The organism is Streptomyces sp. NPDC058239 (assembly GCF_042882185.1).
Lineage (GTDB): Bacteria > Actinomycetota > Actinomycetes > Streptomycetales > Streptomycetaceae > Streptomyces.
The window spans coordinates 1-19,200 of record NZ_JBHVWS010000090.1; the positions used below are offsets into that span (position 1 = coordinate 1).

General features: G+C 68.5%; 15 protein-coding genes. 8 read left to right on the top strand and 7 right to left on the bottom strand.

Annotated elements, in window-relative coordinates:
- Nucleotides 1-150: 150 nt before the first annotated feature.
- The 5 genes from ACFVYE_RS44805 to ACFVYE_RS44825 are packed head-to-tail and all read right to left on the bottom strand — an operon-like array spanning nt 151 to nt 5,598.
- Nucleotides 151-1,461 carry a DUF58 domain-containing protein gene (locus tag ACFVYE_RS44805; protein ID WP_383974044.1) on the bottom strand — a complete coding sequence of 437 codons (1,311 nt, stop codon included), beginning with the start codon at nt 1,459-1,461 and terminating at the stop codon, nt 151-153.
- Nucleotides 1,462-1,471: 10 nt separating this feature from the next.
- The gene (locus ACFVYE_RS44810; RefSeq protein ID WP_389609267.1) at nt 1,472-2,473 is read right to left on the bottom strand and encodes an AAA family ATPase; all 1,002 of its coding nucleotides are present in this window, start codon (nt 2,471-2,473) and stop codon (nt 1,472-1,474) included.
- Nucleotides 2,470-3,678, bottom strand: coding sequence for a DUF4350 domain-containing protein (locus tag ACFVYE_RS44815; protein ID WP_389609268.1), 1,209 nt, complete (start codon nt 3,676-3,678; stop codon nt 2,470-2,472). The genes ACFVYE_RS44810 and ACFVYE_RS44815 overlap by 4 nt, the downstream gene beginning before the upstream one ends.
- Nucleotides 3,675-4,364 carry a DUF4129 domain-containing protein gene (locus tag ACFVYE_RS44820; RefSeq protein ID WP_383974037.1) on the bottom strand — a complete coding sequence of 230 codons (690 nt, stop codon included), beginning with the start codon at nt 4,362-4,364 and terminating at the stop codon, nt 3,675-3,677. Before ACFVYE_RS44820 ends, ACFVYE_RS44815 begins: the two co-directional genes overlap by 4 nt.
- Before the next feature lie 4 nt (nt 4,365-4,368).
- Nucleotides 4,369-5,598 carry a glycerophosphoryl diester phosphodiesterase membrane domain-containing protein gene (locus ACFVYE_RS44825; protein ID WP_389609270.1) on the bottom strand — a complete coding sequence of 410 codons (1,230 nt, stop codon included), beginning with the start codon at nt 5,596-5,598 and terminating at the stop codon, nt 4,369-4,371.
- Between the two features lie 140 nt (nt 5,599-5,738).
- On the opposite strand from ACFVYE_RS44825, the gene mtnA reads away from it, so the two are divergent.
- From mtnA to ACFVYE_RS44860, 7 genes are all read left to right on the top strand, one after another.
- Entirely contained in the window at nt 5,739-6,884 is a 1,146-nt protein-coding gene (gene mtnA / locus ACFVYE_RS44830; RefSeq protein ID WP_389609272.1) for an S-methyl-5-thioribose-1-phosphate isomerase, read from the top strand.
- Between the two features lie 4 nt (nt 6,885-6,888).
- Nucleotides 6,889-7,578, top strand: coding sequence for a two-component system response regulator MtrA (gene mtrA, locus ACFVYE_RS44835; RefSeq protein WP_187438793.1), 690 nt, complete (start codon nt 6,889-6,891; stop codon nt 7,576-7,578).
- 1 nt (nt 7,579) lies between these two features.
- A complete protein-coding gene (gene mtrB / locus ACFVYE_RS44840) occupies nt 7,580-9,604 on the top strand; it encodes an MtrAB system histidine kinase MtrB (RefSeq protein ID WP_383974029.1) in 2,025 nt (674 codons plus the stop codon).
- Nucleotides 9,594-11,459, top strand: coding sequence for an LpqB family beta-propeller domain-containing protein (locus ACFVYE_RS44845; protein ID WP_389609274.1), 1,866 nt, complete (start codon nt 9,594-9,596; stop codon nt 11,457-11,459). Before mtrB ends, ACFVYE_RS44845 begins: the two co-directional genes overlap by 11 nt.
- A gap of 71 nt (nt 11,460-11,530) precedes the next feature.
- Nucleotides 11,531-12,259, top strand: coding sequence for a ComF family protein (locus tag ACFVYE_RS44850; RefSeq protein ID WP_389609276.1), 729 nt, complete (start codon nt 11,531-11,533; stop codon nt 12,257-12,259).
- Nucleotides 12,260-12,581: 322 nt separating this feature from the next.
- Nucleotides 12,582-13,271, top strand: coding sequence for a ribosome hibernation-promoting factor, HPF/YfiA family (gene hpf / locus ACFVYE_RS44855; RefSeq protein WP_093894003.1), 690 nt, complete (start codon nt 12,582-12,584; stop codon nt 13,269-13,271).
- 185 nt (nt 13,272-13,456) lie between these two features.
- Nucleotides 13,457-14,212: a response regulator gene (locus ACFVYE_RS44860; protein ID WP_389609278.1), complete on the top strand. Its 756-nt coding sequence runs from the start codon at nt 13,457-13,459 to the stop codon at nt 14,210-14,212.
- Between the two features lie 58 nt (nt 14,213-14,270).
- Here ACFVYE_RS44860 and ACFVYE_RS44865 read toward each other — a convergent pair whose 3' ends face one another.
- Nucleotides 14,271-15,446 (bottom strand): winged helix-turn-helix domain-containing protein, encoded by a 1,176-nt coding sequence (locus ACFVYE_RS44865; RefSeq protein ID WP_383974017.1) that lies wholly within the window; start codon nt 15,444-15,446, stop codon nt 14,271-14,273.
- A gap of 92 nt (nt 15,447-15,538) precedes the next feature.
- Nucleotides 15,539-16,114 (bottom strand): GNAT family N-acetyltransferase, encoded by a 576-nt coding sequence (locus tag ACFVYE_RS44870; RefSeq protein WP_383974014.1) that lies wholly within the window; start codon nt 16,112-16,114, stop codon nt 15,539-15,541.
- Between the two features lie 239 nt (nt 16,115-16,353).
- On the opposite strand from ACFVYE_RS44870, the gene secA reads away from it, so the two are divergent.
- The gene (gene secA, locus ACFVYE_RS44875; protein WP_383974012.1) at nt 16,354-19,173 is read left to right on the top strand and encodes a preprotein translocase subunit SecA; all 2,820 of its coding nucleotides are present in this window, start codon (nt 16,354-16,356) and stop codon (nt 19,171-19,173) included.
- Nucleotides 19,174-19,200 lie beyond the last annotated feature (27 nt).

Below are 19,200 nucleotides of genomic sequence, written 5' to 3' on the forward strand. Positions count from 1 at the left end.
CTGCAGGGGGGACCCTGTGGGAGAGTAGGACGCCGCCGAACTCCTTTTACGGGAAAGCCCCGTGCCCTTGTGGCACGGGGCTTTTCTGCGTTCACGGTCCGTTGGGAGGGTCCTTTCCCGATGAGTGAATTCTTTGACGCGAGCGGTAAGTCAGAGGCGACCCGCTCCCTTGAGAGCCAGGTAGGCGTCGGCGAGAGCCGGGGCGAGGTTGTCCGGGGTGGCATCGACGACCACCGCGCCGTGGCGCTGGAGCTGCTCTGAGGTGCGGAGTCGCCGTGCCTGAGCCTGTGCGCCGGCTGCGGCCTCGTAGATCGCGTCCACGGTGCCCCTGGCTTCTGCCATCTGTTCGATGTGCGGGTCGGCCACTGAAGCCACCAGCACCGTGTGGCGCTGGGTCAGCCGGCGGAGGACAGGGAGCAGGCCCTCTTCTACAGGCGCCGCGTCCAGACCGGTGAGGAGCACGATCAGGGAGCGACGAGGAGCGTTGGCAAGAACGGCAGCGCTGAGTCCCCGGGCATCGGTTTCCACGAGTGCGGGTTCGACCGGCGCCAGTGCATTCACCATGGCCGACAGGACTTCTCTCGCGGACCTGCCCTGGACCTGGGCGCGGATGCGGCGGTCGTAGGCGAGCAGATCCACGCGGTCGCCCGCACGAGTGGCAAGCGCTGTGAGGAGCAGGGCCGCGTCCAGAGCGGCGTCGAGACGGGGCACGTCACCGACACGACCCGCCGACGTACGGCCGGTGTCCAGGACGACGAGGATGTGACGGTCCCGCTCGGGGCGCCACGTTCGCACTGCGACGGCGGACTGACGTGCTGTAGCGCGCCAGTCGATGGAGCGCGTGTCGTCACCGGGCACGTAGGCACGCAGGCTGTCGAACTCAGTGCCCTCTCCACGAGTGAGGACGCTGGTGCGGCCGTCCAGCTCGCGGAGCCTGGCGAGGCGGGATGGCAGATGCTTGCGGCTGGTGAAGGGGGGCAGGACGCGTACCGTCCATGGGACTGCGTGATTTCCCTGGCGGGCGGCAAGCCCTAGAGGTCCGAACGAGCGCACGGTGACGCGTTCGACTTGGCGGTCACCGCGCCGTGTCGGTCGCAGGAGGGTGGTCAGCCGGCGGCGTTCCCCCGCCGGGATCGTCAGCGTGTGACGGGATGAGGTCTGCTCCGTGCCGGTGGGCCAGCTACTGGGCGGCCAGGCGTCGCGGAGGTGTGCCCGCAGGCGGCGACGGGAAGGATTGGTTACGGTGAGTTGTACCTCGGCGGCCTCGCCAAGTCGAACGGTTGTATCACCGGATCGGGTGAACTGAAGCGTTCGCACTGGCGCGGCCAGGGCATAGTCGCACAGAATCGCTAGAGAGAGCGGTGCGTTGACCGCGAGCAAGCCCGTCCAGCTGGGAGCCAGGACGCTTACAGGGAGTGACCCCAAGGCGGCCAGCAAGGCGGTACGTCCGGTGAGGGCCACGGTCACCGCCTCATCGGGGTACGGGTACGTGGGCGAGGACTGCGGTGATGACGGAGTCGGGGGTGACTCCCTCCATCTCCGCCTCTGGCCGCAGTTGGATGCGATGGCGAAGCGTGGGGAGTGCCAGGGCTTTCACGTCATCCGGAATGACGTAGTCACGGCCGGTGAGCCAGGCCCAGGCACGGGCGGTCGACAGCAGAGCGGTGGCGCCTCGGGGAGAAACACCGAGGGAGAGCGAGGGGGATTCACGCGTGGCACGACAGATATCGACGACATAGCCGGCGATCTCGGGGGAGACCTTGGTCTGGGCGACTGCGTTGCGGGCGGCTTCCAGATCGGCCGGGCCGGCGACGGGGTGGATGCCCGCTGACTGGAGGTCGCGCGGATTGAAGCCGTCGGAATGACGGGTGAGGACGTTGATCTCCTCGTCGCGGGACGGCAATGGCACCGTCAGTTTAAGGAGAAACCGGTCCAGTTGGGCCTCGGGGAGCGGGTAGGTGCCTTCGTATTCGACGGGATTCTGCGTGGCGGCTACGAGGAAGGGCTCGGGCAGCAGCCGAGGGGTTCCGTCGACGGTGACCTGGCGCTCTTCCATGGCTTCCAGGAGGGAGGACTGCGTCTTGGGAGGGGTGCGGTTGATCTCGTCGGCGAGAAGCAGGTTGGTGAAGACAGGCCCGGGTTGGAAGGAGAACTCTGCCGTGCGTGCGTCGTAGACCAGTGAGCCGGTGACGTCGCTCGGCATCAGGTCGGGGGTGAACTGGACACGCTTGGTGTCGAGTTCGAGTGAGGCCGCGAGAGCCCGGACCAAGAGGGTCTTGGCCACGCCGGGGACGCCTTCGAGGAGGACATGGCCTCGGCAGAGCAGAGCTACGACGAGCCCGGTGACTGCCGGGTCCTGGCCGACCACGGCCTTGGCGATCTCGGAGCGCAGCGCTTCCAGGGATGCGCGGGCTGTGTCGCCGTGTCCGACGGTCTCGGTGGTCCCGGCGGGCACTGGGGACGGGGCGCTCATGACGTGCGTACCTCTCTTTCGAGGGTGTCGAGTTGGTCTGCCAGCTGTACAAGAGCGGCGTCGTCGGACGGGACGGGCCCGAAGAGCACGGCTTGGAGGTCGCTGCCGGTGGTGCTGAGACGGGCGGAAACGGCAGGGATGAGTGTTGCGGGGGAGTGGGCATCGCGTGGGGAGACGCCGGTGAGTGGGGCGATACGGGTGCGGGTGGCGGCGCGCAGTGAGTCGGCGGCCCGGTCGCGGGCGTTCGCCCTGCGGTAGAGGCGGGCTCGGCCCTCGGTGGATTCGGAGGCGCGGATGGCTACGGGCAGCCGCTCGGTCACCAGCGGGCCCAGACGACGGGCGCGCCAGATGGCGGCGAGCACGGCTGCCAGTGCGAGTTGCAGGGTGCCCCACAGCCAGCCCTGGGGGATCAGGTCGACGAAGCTGCGGTCGTCGTGGGCGCCATTGCCGCCGTTCGCGGTGGCAGCAGAGGTATCAGTGAGCGAGGGGAGGTACCAGACCAGATGTGGGCGGGAACCGAGGAGTTGCAGGGCCAGGGAGGCATTGCCCTGGTTTCCGAGCCGGTCGTTGTAGAGAAGGTCGGGAGAACCGAGGAGAACGGTGTCACCCACGCCCTGATCGACCAGGAGCAGGGTGGGGAGGCCGTTGCTCGGAAAGCAAGCGATGGTGTTGTCGAGGTCGTCCGAGGCGTAGTGGAAGCCTCCTGTTTCGACGTCGCCTGCGTTGCGGGCGGCGGGCAGGGAGCACTGAGGGGCGCGGGTGGCTACCGGTCCGGCGGACTCCGCGCGGACACCGGGGACCAGCGCGCCCACGGACGGAGGGCCCGCCGCGAGAAGGACGGTGCGGCCGGCCGAGTGGTCGGTCGTAGCACGGAGTTCCCTCTGCTGGTGCGGTGTCAGCAGATTGGGGGAGGCGACGAGCAGCGTGGTTTCAGGGCCGGCCTGGGCCGTGGCTTCGTCGAGCGTGGTGACCACATGAATGGAGACGCCACGCTCCTTGAGGAGTTCGGCGACGGCTCGGCTGCCGTAGCGGTCGGCGGAACGGGGGTCGAGCCGGCCGTGCTGGTCCCCGGAGTGCATGGTTGCCAGAGCGATTCCGGCAGCGACGAGTATGAGGAGAGCGAGCAGCAGACCGCGGGTGCGGATCCAGATCTGGTGCGGGACGAGGGATGCCGAGGTGGTGGGGGCGGCGGTGACCTCGGTCATTCGGGTGCTCCCTGGGCCGCGGCTGTCAGGAGAGGCTTGGCGGTTTCGAGATCGAGGTCCAGAGCGCGTACCTCCAGATACGCCTGCTGGTCCGCGGTTCGGCCGCCGTATGTGACATCGTCGAATTCTCTGGCGGCGGCGTGGAGTCGCGTGGCGTGTGCGGGCAGTGGACGGCCCGCCTCGGCGGCGGCCTCGTCGGCGGTGCGCCCGGGGCGGGGGTCGAGCAGGGCGCGCTCCTCCAGGGAGCGGACGATGGCGCGCATGCGCTCCTGGACCGCCTCGTTCCAGCGGTGGGCGGTCGCGTGGGCCTCGGCGGCCGTCCGGTGTTCGGCCGAGCTGCGAGGGCTGTCGTCGAAGAGGGCGTCTGCGGAACGCACGGTGCGGTGCGGGGTGCCCAGCCTCCACCAGAGTGCGGCGACCAGGCCGATGACGACCAGTACGAGCACGACAAGACCGAGTGGGCCGCCCGGTGCGGCGCCGGAGGCCGTGTTCAGGAGATCGCCGATCCAGCCCCAGAGGCGGTCGAGGCCGCGCTGGAGGAGGTTGGGATCGTTCTCGTGGTACATCGGTTTGGACAGCTCGTGCTTCGCGGCCTCGCGGGCGGGGACACGTGGAGTGTCCACGGGTATGTCACTGCTCGCGTGGATGAGTAGTCGTGCTGCTGTTGTGCCCCCCGCCCCCGACACGGCATCAGCTCCTGGTGTCGTATCCGGGCAGGCCCGCTGCCCGGGCGAGCTCGAGGTCGAGTGCCTCGCGGCGGATGCGCTGATCGATGTAGAGCAGGGCCATCACACCAGCGGAGAGCGGATAGGTGATGGTAGCGGTGATCACCTGACCGATGCCGGAGACGATCAGGAACGGCCAGCCGAAGTCCGTGGAGCCGTCCGTGAGGAAGGAGCCGATACCGCCGCCGTCCATGGCCATCGCGATGACGCTGAACGGGATGGCGATGATCACGCTCACGATGAGGGTCAGCAGCCAGGTGAGTGCCAGGATGCCGAAGGTCCGCCACCATGCGCCCCTGACCAGCTTCGCGGAGCGGCGCATGGAGGTCGTGATCGATTGCCGCTCCAACATCAGCGCCGGCGCGGCGAGACAGAAGCGGACCATCAGCCAGATGACGACGACGAACGCGGCCATAAGTCCGATGACGACGAGCCCGGCGCCTGCGGCGGAGCCGACCAGCATGCCCGGGAGCAGGCCCACCGTCAGGATGGCGGCGCTGATCAAGGCCAGCAGCAATGTCAGACCCAGCAGCTGAGCAAGCCGGGGCCGGGCCTCGGCCCATGCGTCGGAGAGCGTCACCGGGCGGCCCAGTACCGAGCGGCTGATCACCACGGTCAGTACGGATGTCGTGATCAGTGTGGCGATCATGGTGATGAGCAGGGACGGCACACTGTTGACCAGCGCCGACTGAGCGGTGTCGGCGGATTGCCGGAGTGCCTCCGAGCCGGTGGCGTTCGGGTCGATCGCTGCGGGTTCCGGCAGCAGATAGCGTTGCACGAGGATGGTCGCGATCTGGGCGATCACGGACACGGCCAGCGTGATTCCGAGGACCGTGCGCCAGTGGGCGCGCATCGTGGAGACCGCGCCGTCGAGGATCTCGCCGACGCCGAGTGGCCGGAGCGGGATGACACCGGGCTTGGCTGCGACGGGCGGCTGCCTCCAGCCGGAGCCGTGCGGCCCACCGCCCCAGCCGGGGCCCTGAGTTCCGCCGCCCCAGCCGGGGGCGGGGGGTGGTGCGCCGGGACCTGTGCCGGGAGCGCTCGGTGGGGACCACTGCCCTGTGGGCGGCTGCGTGGGAGACCAGTTCCCTGCCGGGCCGCTGCCGTCGATGGGCTCGGAAGGCCGGGGGACGCCCGCCCCCTGACCCTCGGAGGGGGCAGATCCGGGCGAGGCCCAGCCCGGAGTGTCGTTCATTCTCGCTCCTTCACGGTCCCGTCCGCTCATCGGCGCGGCAGGTTGGCAGCCATCGTGCCACGCGTTGCTCCGGTACGGGCCTGGCCCTGTATCTCCTTCGTACCTTCATTTGTGGGTGGCTCACCGGGCAGACTGGGCGGATGGCTGATCAGGATGCGCAATCGGCGGTGGGCATCGAGCCTCCCGCGCTCCCCGTACTTCGCTGGGACGAGCTTCCGGAAGGCCCCGTGCTGGTGCTCCTCGACCAGACTCGGCTGCCTGCCAAGGAGGCCGAGCTGGTGTGCACCGATGTGCCCGCGCTGGTGCAGGCGATCCGGACGCTGGCGGTGCGCGGGGCGCCATTGCTGGGCATCACAGGGGCCTATGGCGTGGCTCTGGCAGCGGTGCGAGGAGACGACGTGGCGGAGGCCGCGGAGTGGCTGGAGCGGGCGCGGCCCACCGCGGTGAATCTCGGTTACGGGGTGCGGCGGGCTGCCGGGGCGTACCGGGCGGCCATGGCGGAGGAAGCGGATCCGGAGCGGGCTGCGGCGGTTGCGCTGGCCGAGGCCAGGGCGCTGCACCGGGAGGATGCCGAGGCCAGCGGGCGTATGGCACGGTACGGGCTCGCACTTCTGGACGAACTGCTGCCCGACGGCGGGCATCGACTGCTGACCCACTGCAATACGGGGGCGCTCGTCTCGGGTGGTGAGGGCACAGCCTTCGCGGTGGCGCTCGGGGCACATCGGGAGGGGCGGCTGCGTCGGCTGTGGGTGGACGAGACGCGTCCGCTGCTGCAGGGTGCCCGGCTGACCGCGTACGAGGCGGCGCGCAATGGCATGCCGTACAGCTTGCTCACGGACAGCGCCGCAGGTTCGCTGTTCGCCGCGGGGGAGGTGGATGCCGTGCTCATAGGGGCGGACCGCATCGCCGCGGACGGATCGGTGGCGAACAAGGTGGGAAGCTATCCGCTGGCTGTGCTCGCGAAATACCACCACGTACCGTTCATCGTGGTGGCGCCGACCACGACCGTGGATCTGGACACCGCGGACGGGGCATCGATCACCGTGGAGCAGCGACCGGGGAATGAAGTGACGGAGCTCACATCCCTGCAGGTCGGGGGAGCAGGCGGGGACACCGTCGGATTGCTCGTGGCACCGGCGGGAACCCCGGCGTACAACCCCGCGTTCGACATCACACCGCCGGAGCTGGTCACGGCGATCGTCACGGAGGAGGGAGTAGTTTCCCCGGTCACGGGGGTCGGACTGGCAGAGCTGTGTGCCAGATCATCGCAGGTAACGATTAGCTAATGGGATGATGTCGATTATGAAGGGACGCGTCCTTGTCGTCGACGACGACACCGCACTGGCCGAGATGCTCGGGATTGTGCTGCGTGGTGAAGGGTTCGAACCGTCGTTCGTAGCGGACGGCGACAAGGCACTTGCCGCATTTCGTGAGGCCAAGCCGGACCTGGTCCTGCTGGATCTGATGCTGCCCGGTAGGGACGGCATCGAGGTCTGCAGGCTGATCAGGGCCGAGTCGGGTGTGCCGATCGTCATGCTCACTGCCAAGAGCGACACGGTTGACGTGGTGGTGGGCCTGGAGTCCGGGGCCGACGACTACATCGTCAAGCCGTTCAAACCTAAGGAGTTGGTTGCCCGGATCAGGGCACGTCTGCGGAGGTCCGAGGAACCGGCGCCGGAGCAGCTGGCCATCGGGGATCTGGTCATCGATGTGGCCGGTCATTCGGTGAAGCGGGAGGGACAGTCGATCGCCCTCACCCCGCTGGAGTTCGACCTGCTGGTCGCACTCGCCCGTAAGCCGTGGCAGGTCTTCACCCGTGAGGTACTGCTGGAGCAGGTCTGGGGATACCGCCACGCCGCCGACACCCGGCTGGTGAATGTGCATGTCCAGCGCCTGCGTTCCAAGGTCGAAAAGGACCCGGAGCGGCCCGAGATCGTGGTGACCGTCCGAGGTGTCGGTTACAAGGCCGGACCGAGCTGATATGCCCCTGAGTAGCGCTGCTCCGCAGCCCGGGGAGCCGGGAGCCCGTGCGGAGCGGGCTGCTGCTCCAGGACACAAGGTGTCCCAGGTCCGACGTCTTCTGCAGGGTGGCCGGTTCTTCCACGACCGGGCGCCCGGCGGTCCTGTGCCGCGCCTGCTGATGCGCTGGGTGCGGCGTCCGCTGCTGCCCGCCGTGCGGCTTTGGCGACGCAACCTCCAGTTGCGGGTCGTCGCGGGCACGCTGCTCATGTCGCTCGGTGTGGTGCTGCTCCTCGGGCTGGTCGTGATCGGCCAGGTGCGCAACGGCCTGCTCGACGCGAAGGGCAAGGCTGCCCAGACCCAGGCCGCCGGCGGTTTCGCGGCGGCCCAGGAGAAGGCGAACGCCCCGCTCACCCCCAGTGGGCAGGGCGGCGACGCTGCGGACGGCACCTCGGCCAACAACTCCTGGCGGACCGAGCTCGTTGATCAGCTCGCCAGTGGCGGCAAGAACGCCTTCAACGTGGTGGCACTCAGCGCCGACGAGGGCACCCGTGCGCCGCGCGGCTCGGGCAGCGTGGAGGCGGCGAGCATTCCGCAGAGCCTGCGGGACTCCGTGAACAAGGGCCCGGGAGCGTTCCAGACGTACTCCCTGATCCAGTACGCGAACGGACAGGAGCCGCAGCCCGGACTCGTGGTGGGCAAGCGGCTCTACGACATCGACCACAATCCGTACCAGCTCTACTACCTCTTCCCGCTGACGCAGGAGGAGAAGTCATTGACGCTGGTCAAGGGCACGCTGGCGACTGCGGGACTGTTCGTGGTCGTGCTGCTCGGGGCCATCGCCTGGTTCGTGGTGCGGCAGGTCGTCACGCCCGTACGGATGGCGGCGGGCATCGCCGAGCGCCTCTCCGCCGGCAGGCTCCAGGAGCGGATGAAGGTCACCGGCGAGGACGACATCGCCCGGCTCGGTGAGGCCTTCAACAAGATGGCGCAGAACCTGCAGCTGAAGATCCAGCAGCTGGAGGAGCTGTCCCGGATGCAGCGGCGCTTCGTCTCCGACGTCTCCCACGAGCTGCGGACACCGCTGACGACCGTACGGATGGCCGCCGATGTCATCCACGAGGCCCGCAGCGACTTCGATCCCGTGACGGCGCGTTCCGCGGAACTGCTCGGGGATCAGCTCGACCGGTTCGAGTCGCTGCTCTCCGATCTGCTGGAGATCAGCCGGTTCGACGCGGGCGCCGCCGCGCTGGAGGCCGAGCCGATAGATCTGCGACAGGTCGTACGACGGGTGATCGGCGGGGCCGAGCCGCTGGCCGAGCGCAAGGGCACCCGTATCCGGGTGGTCGGCGATGAGCAGCCGGTGATCGCGGAGGCCGATGCGCGGCGGGTCGAACGTGTCCTGCGCAACCTTGTGGTCAACGCCGTCGAGCACGGCGAGGGCAGGGATGTCGTGGTGCGGATGGCGGTGGCCGGAGGTGCGGTCGCCGTGGCCGTCCGGGACTACGGCGTGGGACTCAAGCCCGGCGAGGCGACGCGGGTGTTCAACCGTTTCTGGCGGGCCGATCCGGCTCGCGCACGGACGACCGGCGGCACCGGACTCGGCCTGTCCATCGCCGTGGAGGACGCCCGGCTGCACGGCGGCTGGCTGCAGGCGTGGGGCGAGCCGGGCGGCGGTTCGCAGTTCCGGCTGACTCTGCCGCGCACGGCGGACGAACCGCTGCGCGGATCGCCGATACCGCTGGAACCCGAGGACTCCCGGAGCAACCGGGGGCACCGGGAGCGAGCCGCGGTCGCTTCCATGGCCGGGAATGAACACCGGCTGACGGCAGTGCCGGCCCAGCCCGGTGGCAAGGATCGGTCCGCGCTGCCCGTACCCTCGCGTACCCCCGTGACACCCCGGACGACGCCGATCTCGGTGCATCCGGCGGCCCTGCCGGGGAGCGGGGCAAGGGTGGTCGCGCGCGCCGCCGAGGACCGGCCGGGTGGCGATTTCGACTCTGCAGTGCAGGACCCGGAGCGGGGGGACACGAATCGTGGGCACTGACCGTCGTAGGGACGGCCATGGACGGGTGCTGGGACTGTTCGCGCTGCTCGGATGTGGTGTCGTGCTGCTGTCCGCGTGCGGCTCGATGCCCGTCACCGGGGATGTCAAGGCTGTCGACGCCTCACAGCCCGGTGACTCCCAGGTGCAGGTGTATGCCGTGGCGCCGCGTGACAACGCCACCCCCAACGAGGTCGTCGACGGCTTCCTGGAGTCCATGACGAGTGATGACTCGAACTTCAGAACGACCCGCAAGTACCTGACGAGGAAGGCAGCCAGTACCTGGAAGCCGAGCGCGTTCACGACGGTGCTCACCAAGGCGCCGAACCGGAGCGATCGCCCGTTCCGCGACAGTGACCCCGGCATCACGGAGATCACCTACACCCTGACGGGTGAAAAGGTGGCAACGGTCGACGCCCAGAGCGCCTATCAGCCGCTCGTGCCCACGGACTACAACCAGTCCCTGCATCTGGTGAAGGAGAACGGGCCGGAGGGCAAGGAGTGGCGCATCGACCTCGTGCCGGACGGCCTTTTGCTCGGGCAGTCGGACTTCAGGCGTCTCTATCGCTCTGTGGACAAGTACTACTTCGCCGCGGGGCGGACGTCGGGGCAGTCGGCCCTGGTCGCCGACCCCGTCTACCTCCGCAGCCGGACGGACCCTGTCACGGGGATGGACATCGTGACGCAGGCGGTCCGCAGCCTCCTGGCAGGGCCGACCAGTTGGCTGCGGCCGGTGGTCGACTCCCGTTTTCCCGCAGGTACGGCGCTGAAGAAGGACGTCACCTCGCTGGCGCCCGACGACCGCAACGTACTGAAGGTCCCGCTCGACAAGAAGGCGGACGGCGTCGGACAGCGCTCCTGCCGCATGATGGCCTCACAGGTTCTCTACACCTTGCGGGACCTGACGTCCGCACGGGTCGAGCAGGTCGAACTGCAGCGCTCCGACGGCTCCCCGCTGTGCGTCCTCGGGACGGATCAGGCGGAGGAGTTCGCACCTGACGGTTCGTCGAGTGGACCGGACAGCCAGTACTTCGTCGATGCAAAGGGGCATGTGGAGCGAATTCCTGGCAGCAACAAGGGCAGTGGTATCCCGGAGGCGGTGTCCGGTCCGCTCGGCGACGGACCGGTGCGGATGGGTGCGGTCGGTGTGGCCAGGGACGAGCAGTGGGCGGCGGCGGTCTCGCGCGACAAGGCGGCCCTCTACGTGTCGTCCATTGTCTCGGACGGCGAGCTTCCTGCGGCTGCGGTGACCAGCAAGGCCCAGAACCCGAACAACCGTCTGTCGGCGCCGAGCTGGGACGGTCGGGGTGACCTCTGGGTGGCCGACCGGGATCCCGGCAACCCCAGACTGCTGCGGCTGACCGGCGGTGCCGGCAAGCCGCAGGAGGTCAGCGTGCCGAGCCTGGACGGCGGGCGGATCGAGGCGCTGCGGATGTCCGCGGACGGCGTACGGATCGCCCTCCTGGTGCGCCAGGACGGCCACAACACGCTGAAGATCGGCCGGATCGAGCGGCGCGGGCCGGAGAAGGAACAGAAGGTCTCGGTGGTGGAGCTGCGACAGGCCGCACCGCAGCTGACGGATGTGACTGCGATGTCGTGGTCGGGACGGAGCCGTCTCGTGGTGGTCGGCAAGGAGCAGGGCGGCGTGCAGCAGGTGCGCTATGTGCAGGCGGACGGCTCGACGGCCGCATCGGGTGTTCTGCCCGGTGTGAACCAGGTGTCGTCGGTCGCGGCGGCGGACGACGAGCAGTTGCCGCTGATGGCGGCCACATCGAGCGACGGGATAGTGAAGTTGTCGCCGGGTGACAACTGGCAGACGGTGGTCAAGGACGGCTCGTCGCTGGTCTACCCGGGCTGAGACCCTGCCAGGCCGCTTCCGCGTTTTCCACAGGGGTGGCCCGGCCCCTTCGGGGAGGGCACAGTGGAGTCATGCGGGGATGGTGGCGGGAGATCTCCGGACTGGTTCTGCCGGTGTCCTGTGGTGGCTGCGGCAGGACGCGTACCGAGCTGTGCGAGGAATGCCGTGCGGAGCTGTACGGCGAGATGCCGCGCCGGGTCAGGCCCGTGCCGGAGCCCGCGGGCCTGCCAGTGGTGCATGCGGCAGCCGCGTACGAGAACGCGGTACGTGCGGTGCTCCTGGCCCATAAGGAGCGGGGCGCACTGGGACTGGCCGGGGCACTCGGCAAGGCGCTGGCGAGGGCCGTACGGGCCGGGACGGGGCAGGTGGGTGTCAGCGGACCGGTTCTGCTCGTGCCCGTGCCGTCGACGCGGCGGGCCGTGGCGGCACGGGGGCATGATCCGATGCGCCGGATCGCGCTGGCCGCCGCGGGCGAACTGCGGCGCGGAGGCACCCGTGCCCGGATGGTCGCGGTGCTTCGGCAGCGGCGCACGGTGGCCGATCAGGCGGGGCTGGGAGCCCGGCAGAGGCAGGCGAATCTTGCGGGGGCACTGGAGGTCGTGGCCGGGGGCGAACGGCTGCTTGCGGCCGGACGGGTGGTGCTGGTGGACGACCTTTTGACGACCGGTGCCTCGTTGGCCGAGGCGGCCCGGGCGATCGGGGCGGCGGACGGGCACACGGGTGCCCCGTCCAGCAGTGGGCAGGCGGCGGTTGTCGCAGTATCTCCATCGGCCTTCGAAATAAACCGGAACTGCCAGTGAACCTGCATCGTTGCAGGTGGTGAGTGGGTAAAAAGACCTGAACGGAGGTACGTGCGAGTAGCGGGTGCCGACATCAGGCCAGGCAGGCTATGTTCGGTTGTGAGGAATGGTGAATGCCAGACCTCGATGAATGCAACCCCAGGTTTCGGGCAGGCGACTCACCAGTAGTCCAGATGCAGAAAATTCGGTGGGGTGGAGACCCTGCCGATGGGGGAGGAGGAGGTGGAAGTCACCGAGTCCGCGGCTCCGGCTACCACCGGGGCCTGGTGCAAAAGGGAGATGCTCCGCCACTGAGCGGAGTGATCCGGGAACGGAGTTCTGCGTGGACATCGTCGTCAAGGGCCGCAAGACCGAGGTGCCCGAGCGGTTCCGCAAGCACGTGGCCGAAAAGCTGAAGCTGGACAAGATCCAGAAGTTCGACGGCAAGGTGATCAGCCTCGACGTCGAGGTGTCCAAGGAGCCGAACCCCCGTCAGGCCGACCGTTCCGACCGGGTGGAGATCACGCTCCGCTCGCGTGGGCCGGTCATCCGGGCGGAAGCGGCCGCAGGCGACCCGTACGCAGCGCTGGACCTGGCCACCGGCAAGCTGGAGGCGCGGCTGCGCAAGCAGCACGACAAGCGCTACAGCCGTCGGGGCAACGGCCGGATTCCCGCTGCCGAAGTCGCCGAGACCGTGCCGGGCGCGGCGTCGTTCAACGGCGAGGGTGATCTGGTCGGCAACGAGGCGGCTCAGTCCGTACCCACCACCAGGTTCGGCTCGCTGGAGGTGCAGGGCGAGGGTCCGCTGGTGATGCGGGAGAAGACGCACGTCGCCGCACCGATGTCGCTCGATCAGGCGCTCTACGAGATGGAGCTGGTCGGGCACGACTTCTATCTGTTCGTCGACTCCGAGACGAAGGAACCCAGTGTCGTCTACCGACGGCATGCCTATGACTACGGTGTCATTCACCTGAGGACCGATCCGCTGGCCGCCGATGAGGCGGGCGGCGCGGGCGGTGCGCTCGGCGGCTGACGCCCCCCTTCTGTGGTGCCCCTGGAGCGCCTGTGCGCCCCCAGGGGCACCCGTGTGCGGCCACGGAATCACCGCTCCGACGTCCGGGCATGAAATCATGTCGTCCCAAGCCAACCGGTGCTCTGTGAACTGCCGTTGGCGGACAGTTTGTGAACTTCAGGCCATGGCCTTCAGGGGGAGGAACGATGGCGGACACCTTCGGGCCCGTGCGCGATGCAAATGATGCCGACGGCGCTGCCGGTGCCGATACCGGAGCGGACGCGGACAGCGGTTCCCACAAGGAGCCGATCCGGGTCCTCGTGGTGGATGACCATGCGCTCTTCCGCAGAGGTCTGGAGATCGTCCTCGCCCAGGAGGAGGACATCCAGGTCGTCGGCGAGGCAGGTGACGGGGCGGAGGCGGTCGACAAGGCGGCCGATCTGCTGCCCGACATCGTGCTCATGGATGTACGGATGCCCAAGCGCGGCGGCATCGAGGCCTGCACGTCGATCAAGGAGGTGGCCCCCAGTGCGAAGATCATCATGTTGACGATCAGCGACGAGGAGGCCGATCTCTACGATGCGATCAAGGCGGGCGCCACCGGCTATCTCCTCAAGGAGATCTCCACGGACGAGGTGGCCACCGCAATTCGCGCGGTCGCCGACGGGCAGTCCCAGATCAGCCCCTCCATGGCGTCCAAACTGCTCACCGAGTTCAAGTCGATGATCCAGCGGACCGACGAGCGCAGGCTGGTGCCGGCGCCGCGGCTCACCGACCGGGAACTCGAAGTCCTGAAACTCGTTGCAACGGGCATGAATAATCGCGATATCGCGAAGGAACTGTTCATTTCCGAGAACACCGTGAAGAACCACGTCCGCAACATTCTGGAGAAGTTGCAGCTGCACTCCAGGATGGAAGCCGTGGTCTACGCCATGCGGGAGAAGATCCTGGAGATCAGATGACCGGTCCCACGACGGGACCGGAAGGGACAACGCCGGTTAAAGGGACTGGAATGCGCGCTCACGCCAGAGCGCGGGCGATTTCCTGAGCCAGCGGCCCGCGCAGTTCCGGTGCGTCGACCCGCTCCAGCCGGACATCCGTACAACCGACCCAGGACGCGGCCTCCACCAGCGCCTGGGCCATCGGCGCCACAGCCTTCCTGCCCTCCAGCGACACCTGGCGGGCGACCAGCGTGCTTCCCTCGCGCGCCGGATCGACGCGGCCCTGCAGCTTTCCGCCCGCCAGCAGCGGCATCGCGAAGTAACCGTGTATCCGCTTGGGCTTGGGGACGTAGGCCTCCAGGCGATGGGTGAAACCGAAGATCCGCTCGGTGCGCGCCCGCTCCCAGACCAGCGAGTCGAACGGTGACAACAGGGTCGTACGGTGCCGCCCGCGCGGCTCGGAGGCCAGCGCTGCCGGGTCCGCCCAGGCCGGCTTCGCCCAGCCCTGCACCGTCACCGGCACCAGACCGGAGTCCGCCACCACCGCGTCGAACTGCTCGCCCTTGAGCCGGTGGTAGTCCGCGATGTCCGCGCGGGTGCCGATGCCCAGGGACTGCCCCGCGAGCGTGACCAGCCGTCGCAGACACTCCGCGTCGTCCAGATCGTCGTGCAGCACGGCATCGGGCAGGGCCCGTTCGGCGAGGTCGTACACCCGCTTCCAGCTGCGCCGCTCGGTGCACACCACCTCGCCGTACATCAGGGCGCGCTCGACGGCGACCTTCGACGCCGACCAGTCCCACCACTCCCCGCCGTTCTTCGCACCGCCCAGCTCCGTCGCCGTCAGCGGGCCCTCGGCGCGCAGCTGCTTGATCACCGTTTCGTAGGCGCCGTCCGGCAGGTCGTGGTGCCAGTGGGGGCGCGAGCGGTAGGCGCGGCGGCGGAACGCGAAGTGCGGCCACTCCTCGACCGGCAGGATGCACGCCGCGTGCGACCAGTACTCGAAGGTGCGACCACCCGACCAGTACGCCTCCTCGACCGCGCGCCGGCCGACCGCGCCGAGGCGCGCGTACGGAATCAGCTCGTGCGAACGAGCGAGCACCGAGATCGTGTCCAGTTGCACGGCACCGAGATGTCGCAACACACCCGGAACTCCGGCCCTGCGGTCCGGAGCGCCCAGGAAGCCTTGGGCGCGCAGGGCGATCCTGCGCGCCTGGTCGGTGGAGAGTTCGGCGGCGGGAGGCGGCACAGGCGTCATGCCTCGCACCTTAGAGGGAGGCACTGACATTGATGCTGATACTCAGGTTCCGGTGGCCGTGGAGCTCCCTGCGGTGGCAAGAGGCCGGAGAGTCAGGCGGTGGCCGGCAGGTAGGCGTGGGTGCCCTGCAGGCCGAGATCGGACGGGATCAGCGCCCCTACCCATGCGTCGCGCCGGACGCCCTTGTTGAGCAGTCCCGACCGCTGCTCGCCCTCCATCCGGAAGCCCGTCCGAAGCGCCACGGCACGCGAGGGGACGTTGCCGGCCTCGGCCCGCCATTCCAGCCGGTCGCCGCCGAGCGAGGTGAAGGTCCAGCGTGCGGCGGACAGCACGGCCTCCGTCATGTAGCCGCGGCCCCGGTACTCCTTGGCGGTCCAGAACCCCACCTCGTACGTGCCCGGCAGATTGCGGCGATTGATGCCGAGCGCGCCCGCCAGGGCCCCGCCCTCGCGCGGGACCACCGCGAAGTTGTACATGGAGTCGTCGCGCCAGCCGCCGGGGGACAGTTTCCCCACGAAGAGTTCCGCGTCGGCGCGGCTGTACGGCGAGGGCACGACCGTCCAGCGCTGGATGTCCGGGTCCTGACAAGCGGCGTGGACCTCGTCCGCGTCGCCGATCGTGAAGGGGCGCAGCAGCAGACGCTCGGTGGTGAGGGTGATCGGCTCCATGTACGGATTCTGGTGAGGCGGCGGCCGTGAAGCGAACACTTTTCGGACTTCCCGGCACCTTCGGAGCCCCCCGGCCGTTGACTTGGAAGGGACGGCGGAGCCGACGCGGCGGCAGCCCTCCCGGCGCGGCGGGGTCCTCGCTTACGATGGCCGTTGCGGTGGGGCCCACCTGCCGTGCCCGCGCCAGAGTCCATAACACGACCCAGTGCCAGGCCCGACCGGCAAGGAGACCAGCCTCAGTGTCCGTCTTCAACAAGCTCATGCGTGCAGGCGAAGGCAAGATCCTGCGCAAACTGCACCGCATCGCGGACCAGGTCAGCTCCATCGAAGAGGACTTCGTCAACCTCTCCGACGCCGAGCTGCGGGCGCTCACCGACGAGTACAAGGAACGGTACGCGGACGGCGAGAGCCTGGACGACCTGCTCCCCGAGGCATTCGCAACCGTCCGTGAGGCCGCCAAGCGGGTCCTCGGACAGCGCCACTACGACGTCCAGATGATGGGCGGCGCAGCCCTGCACCTCGGCTATGTGGCCGAGATGAAGACCGGCGAGGGCAAGACCCTGGTCGGCACCCTGCCGGCGTATCTCAACGCGCTCTCCGGCAAGGGCGTGCACCTGATCACGGTCAATGACTATCTGGCCGAGCGTGACTCCGAAATGATGGGCCGGGTCCACAAGTTCCTGGGCCTGAGTGTCGGCTGCATCCTCGCCAACATGACGCCGGCGCAGCGCCGTGAGCAGTACGCCTGCGACATCACGTACGGCACGAACAACGAGTTCGGCTTCGACTACCTCCGCGACAACATGGCGTGGTCCGCGGACGAGCTCGTCCAGCGCGGCCACAACTTCGCTGTGGTCGACGAGGTCGACTCGATCCTCGTCGACGAGGCCCGTACGCCGTTGATCATCTCCGGCCCGGCCGACCAGGCCACCAAGTGGTACGGCGACTTCGCCAAGTTGGTCACCCGCCTCACCAAGGGCGAGGCGGGCAACCCGCTCAAGGGAATCGAGGAGACGGGCGACTACGAGGTCGACGAGAAGAAGCGGACCGTCGCCATCCATGAGCCCGGTGTCGCGAAGGTCGAGGACTGGCTCGGCATCGAGAACCTCTACGAGTCGGTGAACACCCCCCTTGTCGGGTACCTCAACAACGCCATCAAGGCCAAGGAACTCTTCAAGAAGGACAAGGACTACGTCGTCATCGACGGCGAAGTCATGATCGTCGACGAGCACACCGGCCGTATCCTCGCCGGCCGCCGCTACAACGAGGGCATGCACCAGGCGATCGAGGCGAAGGAAGGGGTGGACATCAAGGACGAGAACCAGACGCTCGCCACGATCACCCTGCAGAACTTCTTCCGCCTCTACGGCAAGCTCTCCGGCATGACCGGTACGGCGATGACCGAGGCCGCCGAGTTCCACCAGATCTACAAGCTCGGTGTGGTGCCGATCCCGACCAACCGGCCGATGGTCCGTGCCGACCAGTCGGACCTGATCTACCGCACCGAGGTCGCGAAGTTCGCCGCCGTCGTCGACGACATCGCCGAGAAGCACGAGAAGGGCCAGCCGATCCTGGTCGGCACCACCTCGGTCGAGAAGTCCGAGTACCTCTCGCAGCAGCTCTCCAAGCGTGGTGTCCAGCACGAGGTCCTCAACGCCAAGCAGCACGACCGTGAGGCGACGATCGTTGCCCAGGCCGGCCGCAAGGGCGCGGTCACGGTCGCGACGAACATGGCCGGACGAGGCACCGACATCAAGCTCGGCGGCAACCCCGACGACCTCGCCGAGGCGGAGCTGCGCCAGCGCGGCCTCGACCCCGTCGAGCACGTCGAGGAGTGGGCGGCCGCGCTGCCCGCCGCGCTGGAGAAGGCCGAGCAGGCCGTGAAGGCGGAGTTCGAAGAGGTCAGGGAGCTCGGCGGGCTCTATGTCCTGGGCACCGAGCGGCACGAGTCGCGGCGTATCGACAACCAGCTGCGCGGCCGTTCCGGCCGTCAGGGCGACCCGGGCGAGTCCCGCTTCTATCTGTCGCTCGGCGACGACCTGATGCGGCTGTTCAAGGCGCAGATGGTCGAGCGCGTCATGTCGATGGCCAATGTGCCGGACGACGTGCCGATCGAGAACAAGATGGTGACGCGGGCGATCGCGTCGGCCCAGTCGCAGGTCGAGCAGCAGAACTTCGAGACGCGTAAGAACGTCCTGAAGTACGACGAGGTGCTCAACCGGCAGCGCGAGGTCATCTACGGCGAGCGTCGCCGGGTCCTGGAGGGCGAGGATCTGCAGGACCAGATCCGCCACTTCATGGACGACACGATCGACGACTACATCCGCCAGGAGACCGCCGAGGGCTTCGCCGAGGAGTGGGACCTGGACCGGCTGTGGGGTGCGTTCAAGCAGCTCTACCCGGTGAAGGTCACCGTCGAGGAGCTGGAGGAGGCGGCCGGCGACCGGGCAGGGATCACCGCCGAGTTCATCGGTGAGTCCATCAAGGACGACATCCACGAGCAGTACGACGAGCGCGAGAAGCAGCTCGGCTCGGACATCATGCGTGAGCTGGAGCGGCGTGTGGTGCTGTCCGTCCTGGACCGCAAGTGGCGTGAGCACCTCTACGAGATGGACTACCTCCAGGAGGGCATCGGCCTTCGTGCCATGGCGCAGAAGGACCCGCTGGTCGAGTACCAGCGCGAGGGCTTCGACATGTTCAACGCCATGATGGAGGGCATCAAGGAGGAGTCCGTCGGCTACCTGTTCAACCTGGAGGTCCAGGTCGAGCAGCAGGTCGAGGAGGTTCCGGTGCAGGACGAGGCCGAGCGGACCTCGCTCGCCAAGGAGGACCTCGTGCCGGCGGCGCGTCCGGAGATCCGGGCCAAGGGGCTCGATGCTCCGCAGCGACCGGACCGGCTGCACTTCTCCGCTCCCACGGTGGACGGGGAGGGCGGGGTCGTCGAGGGCGACTTCTCCAACGGTGACGGCGGGGTCGCGTCCGAGTCGGACGGGCTGACTCGGGCGGAGCGGCGCAAGGCGCAGAAGAATGGTGGGGGTGGGCGGCGCCGCAAGAAGTAGCGGTGGCGTCGGCGTCGTTGGCGCCGA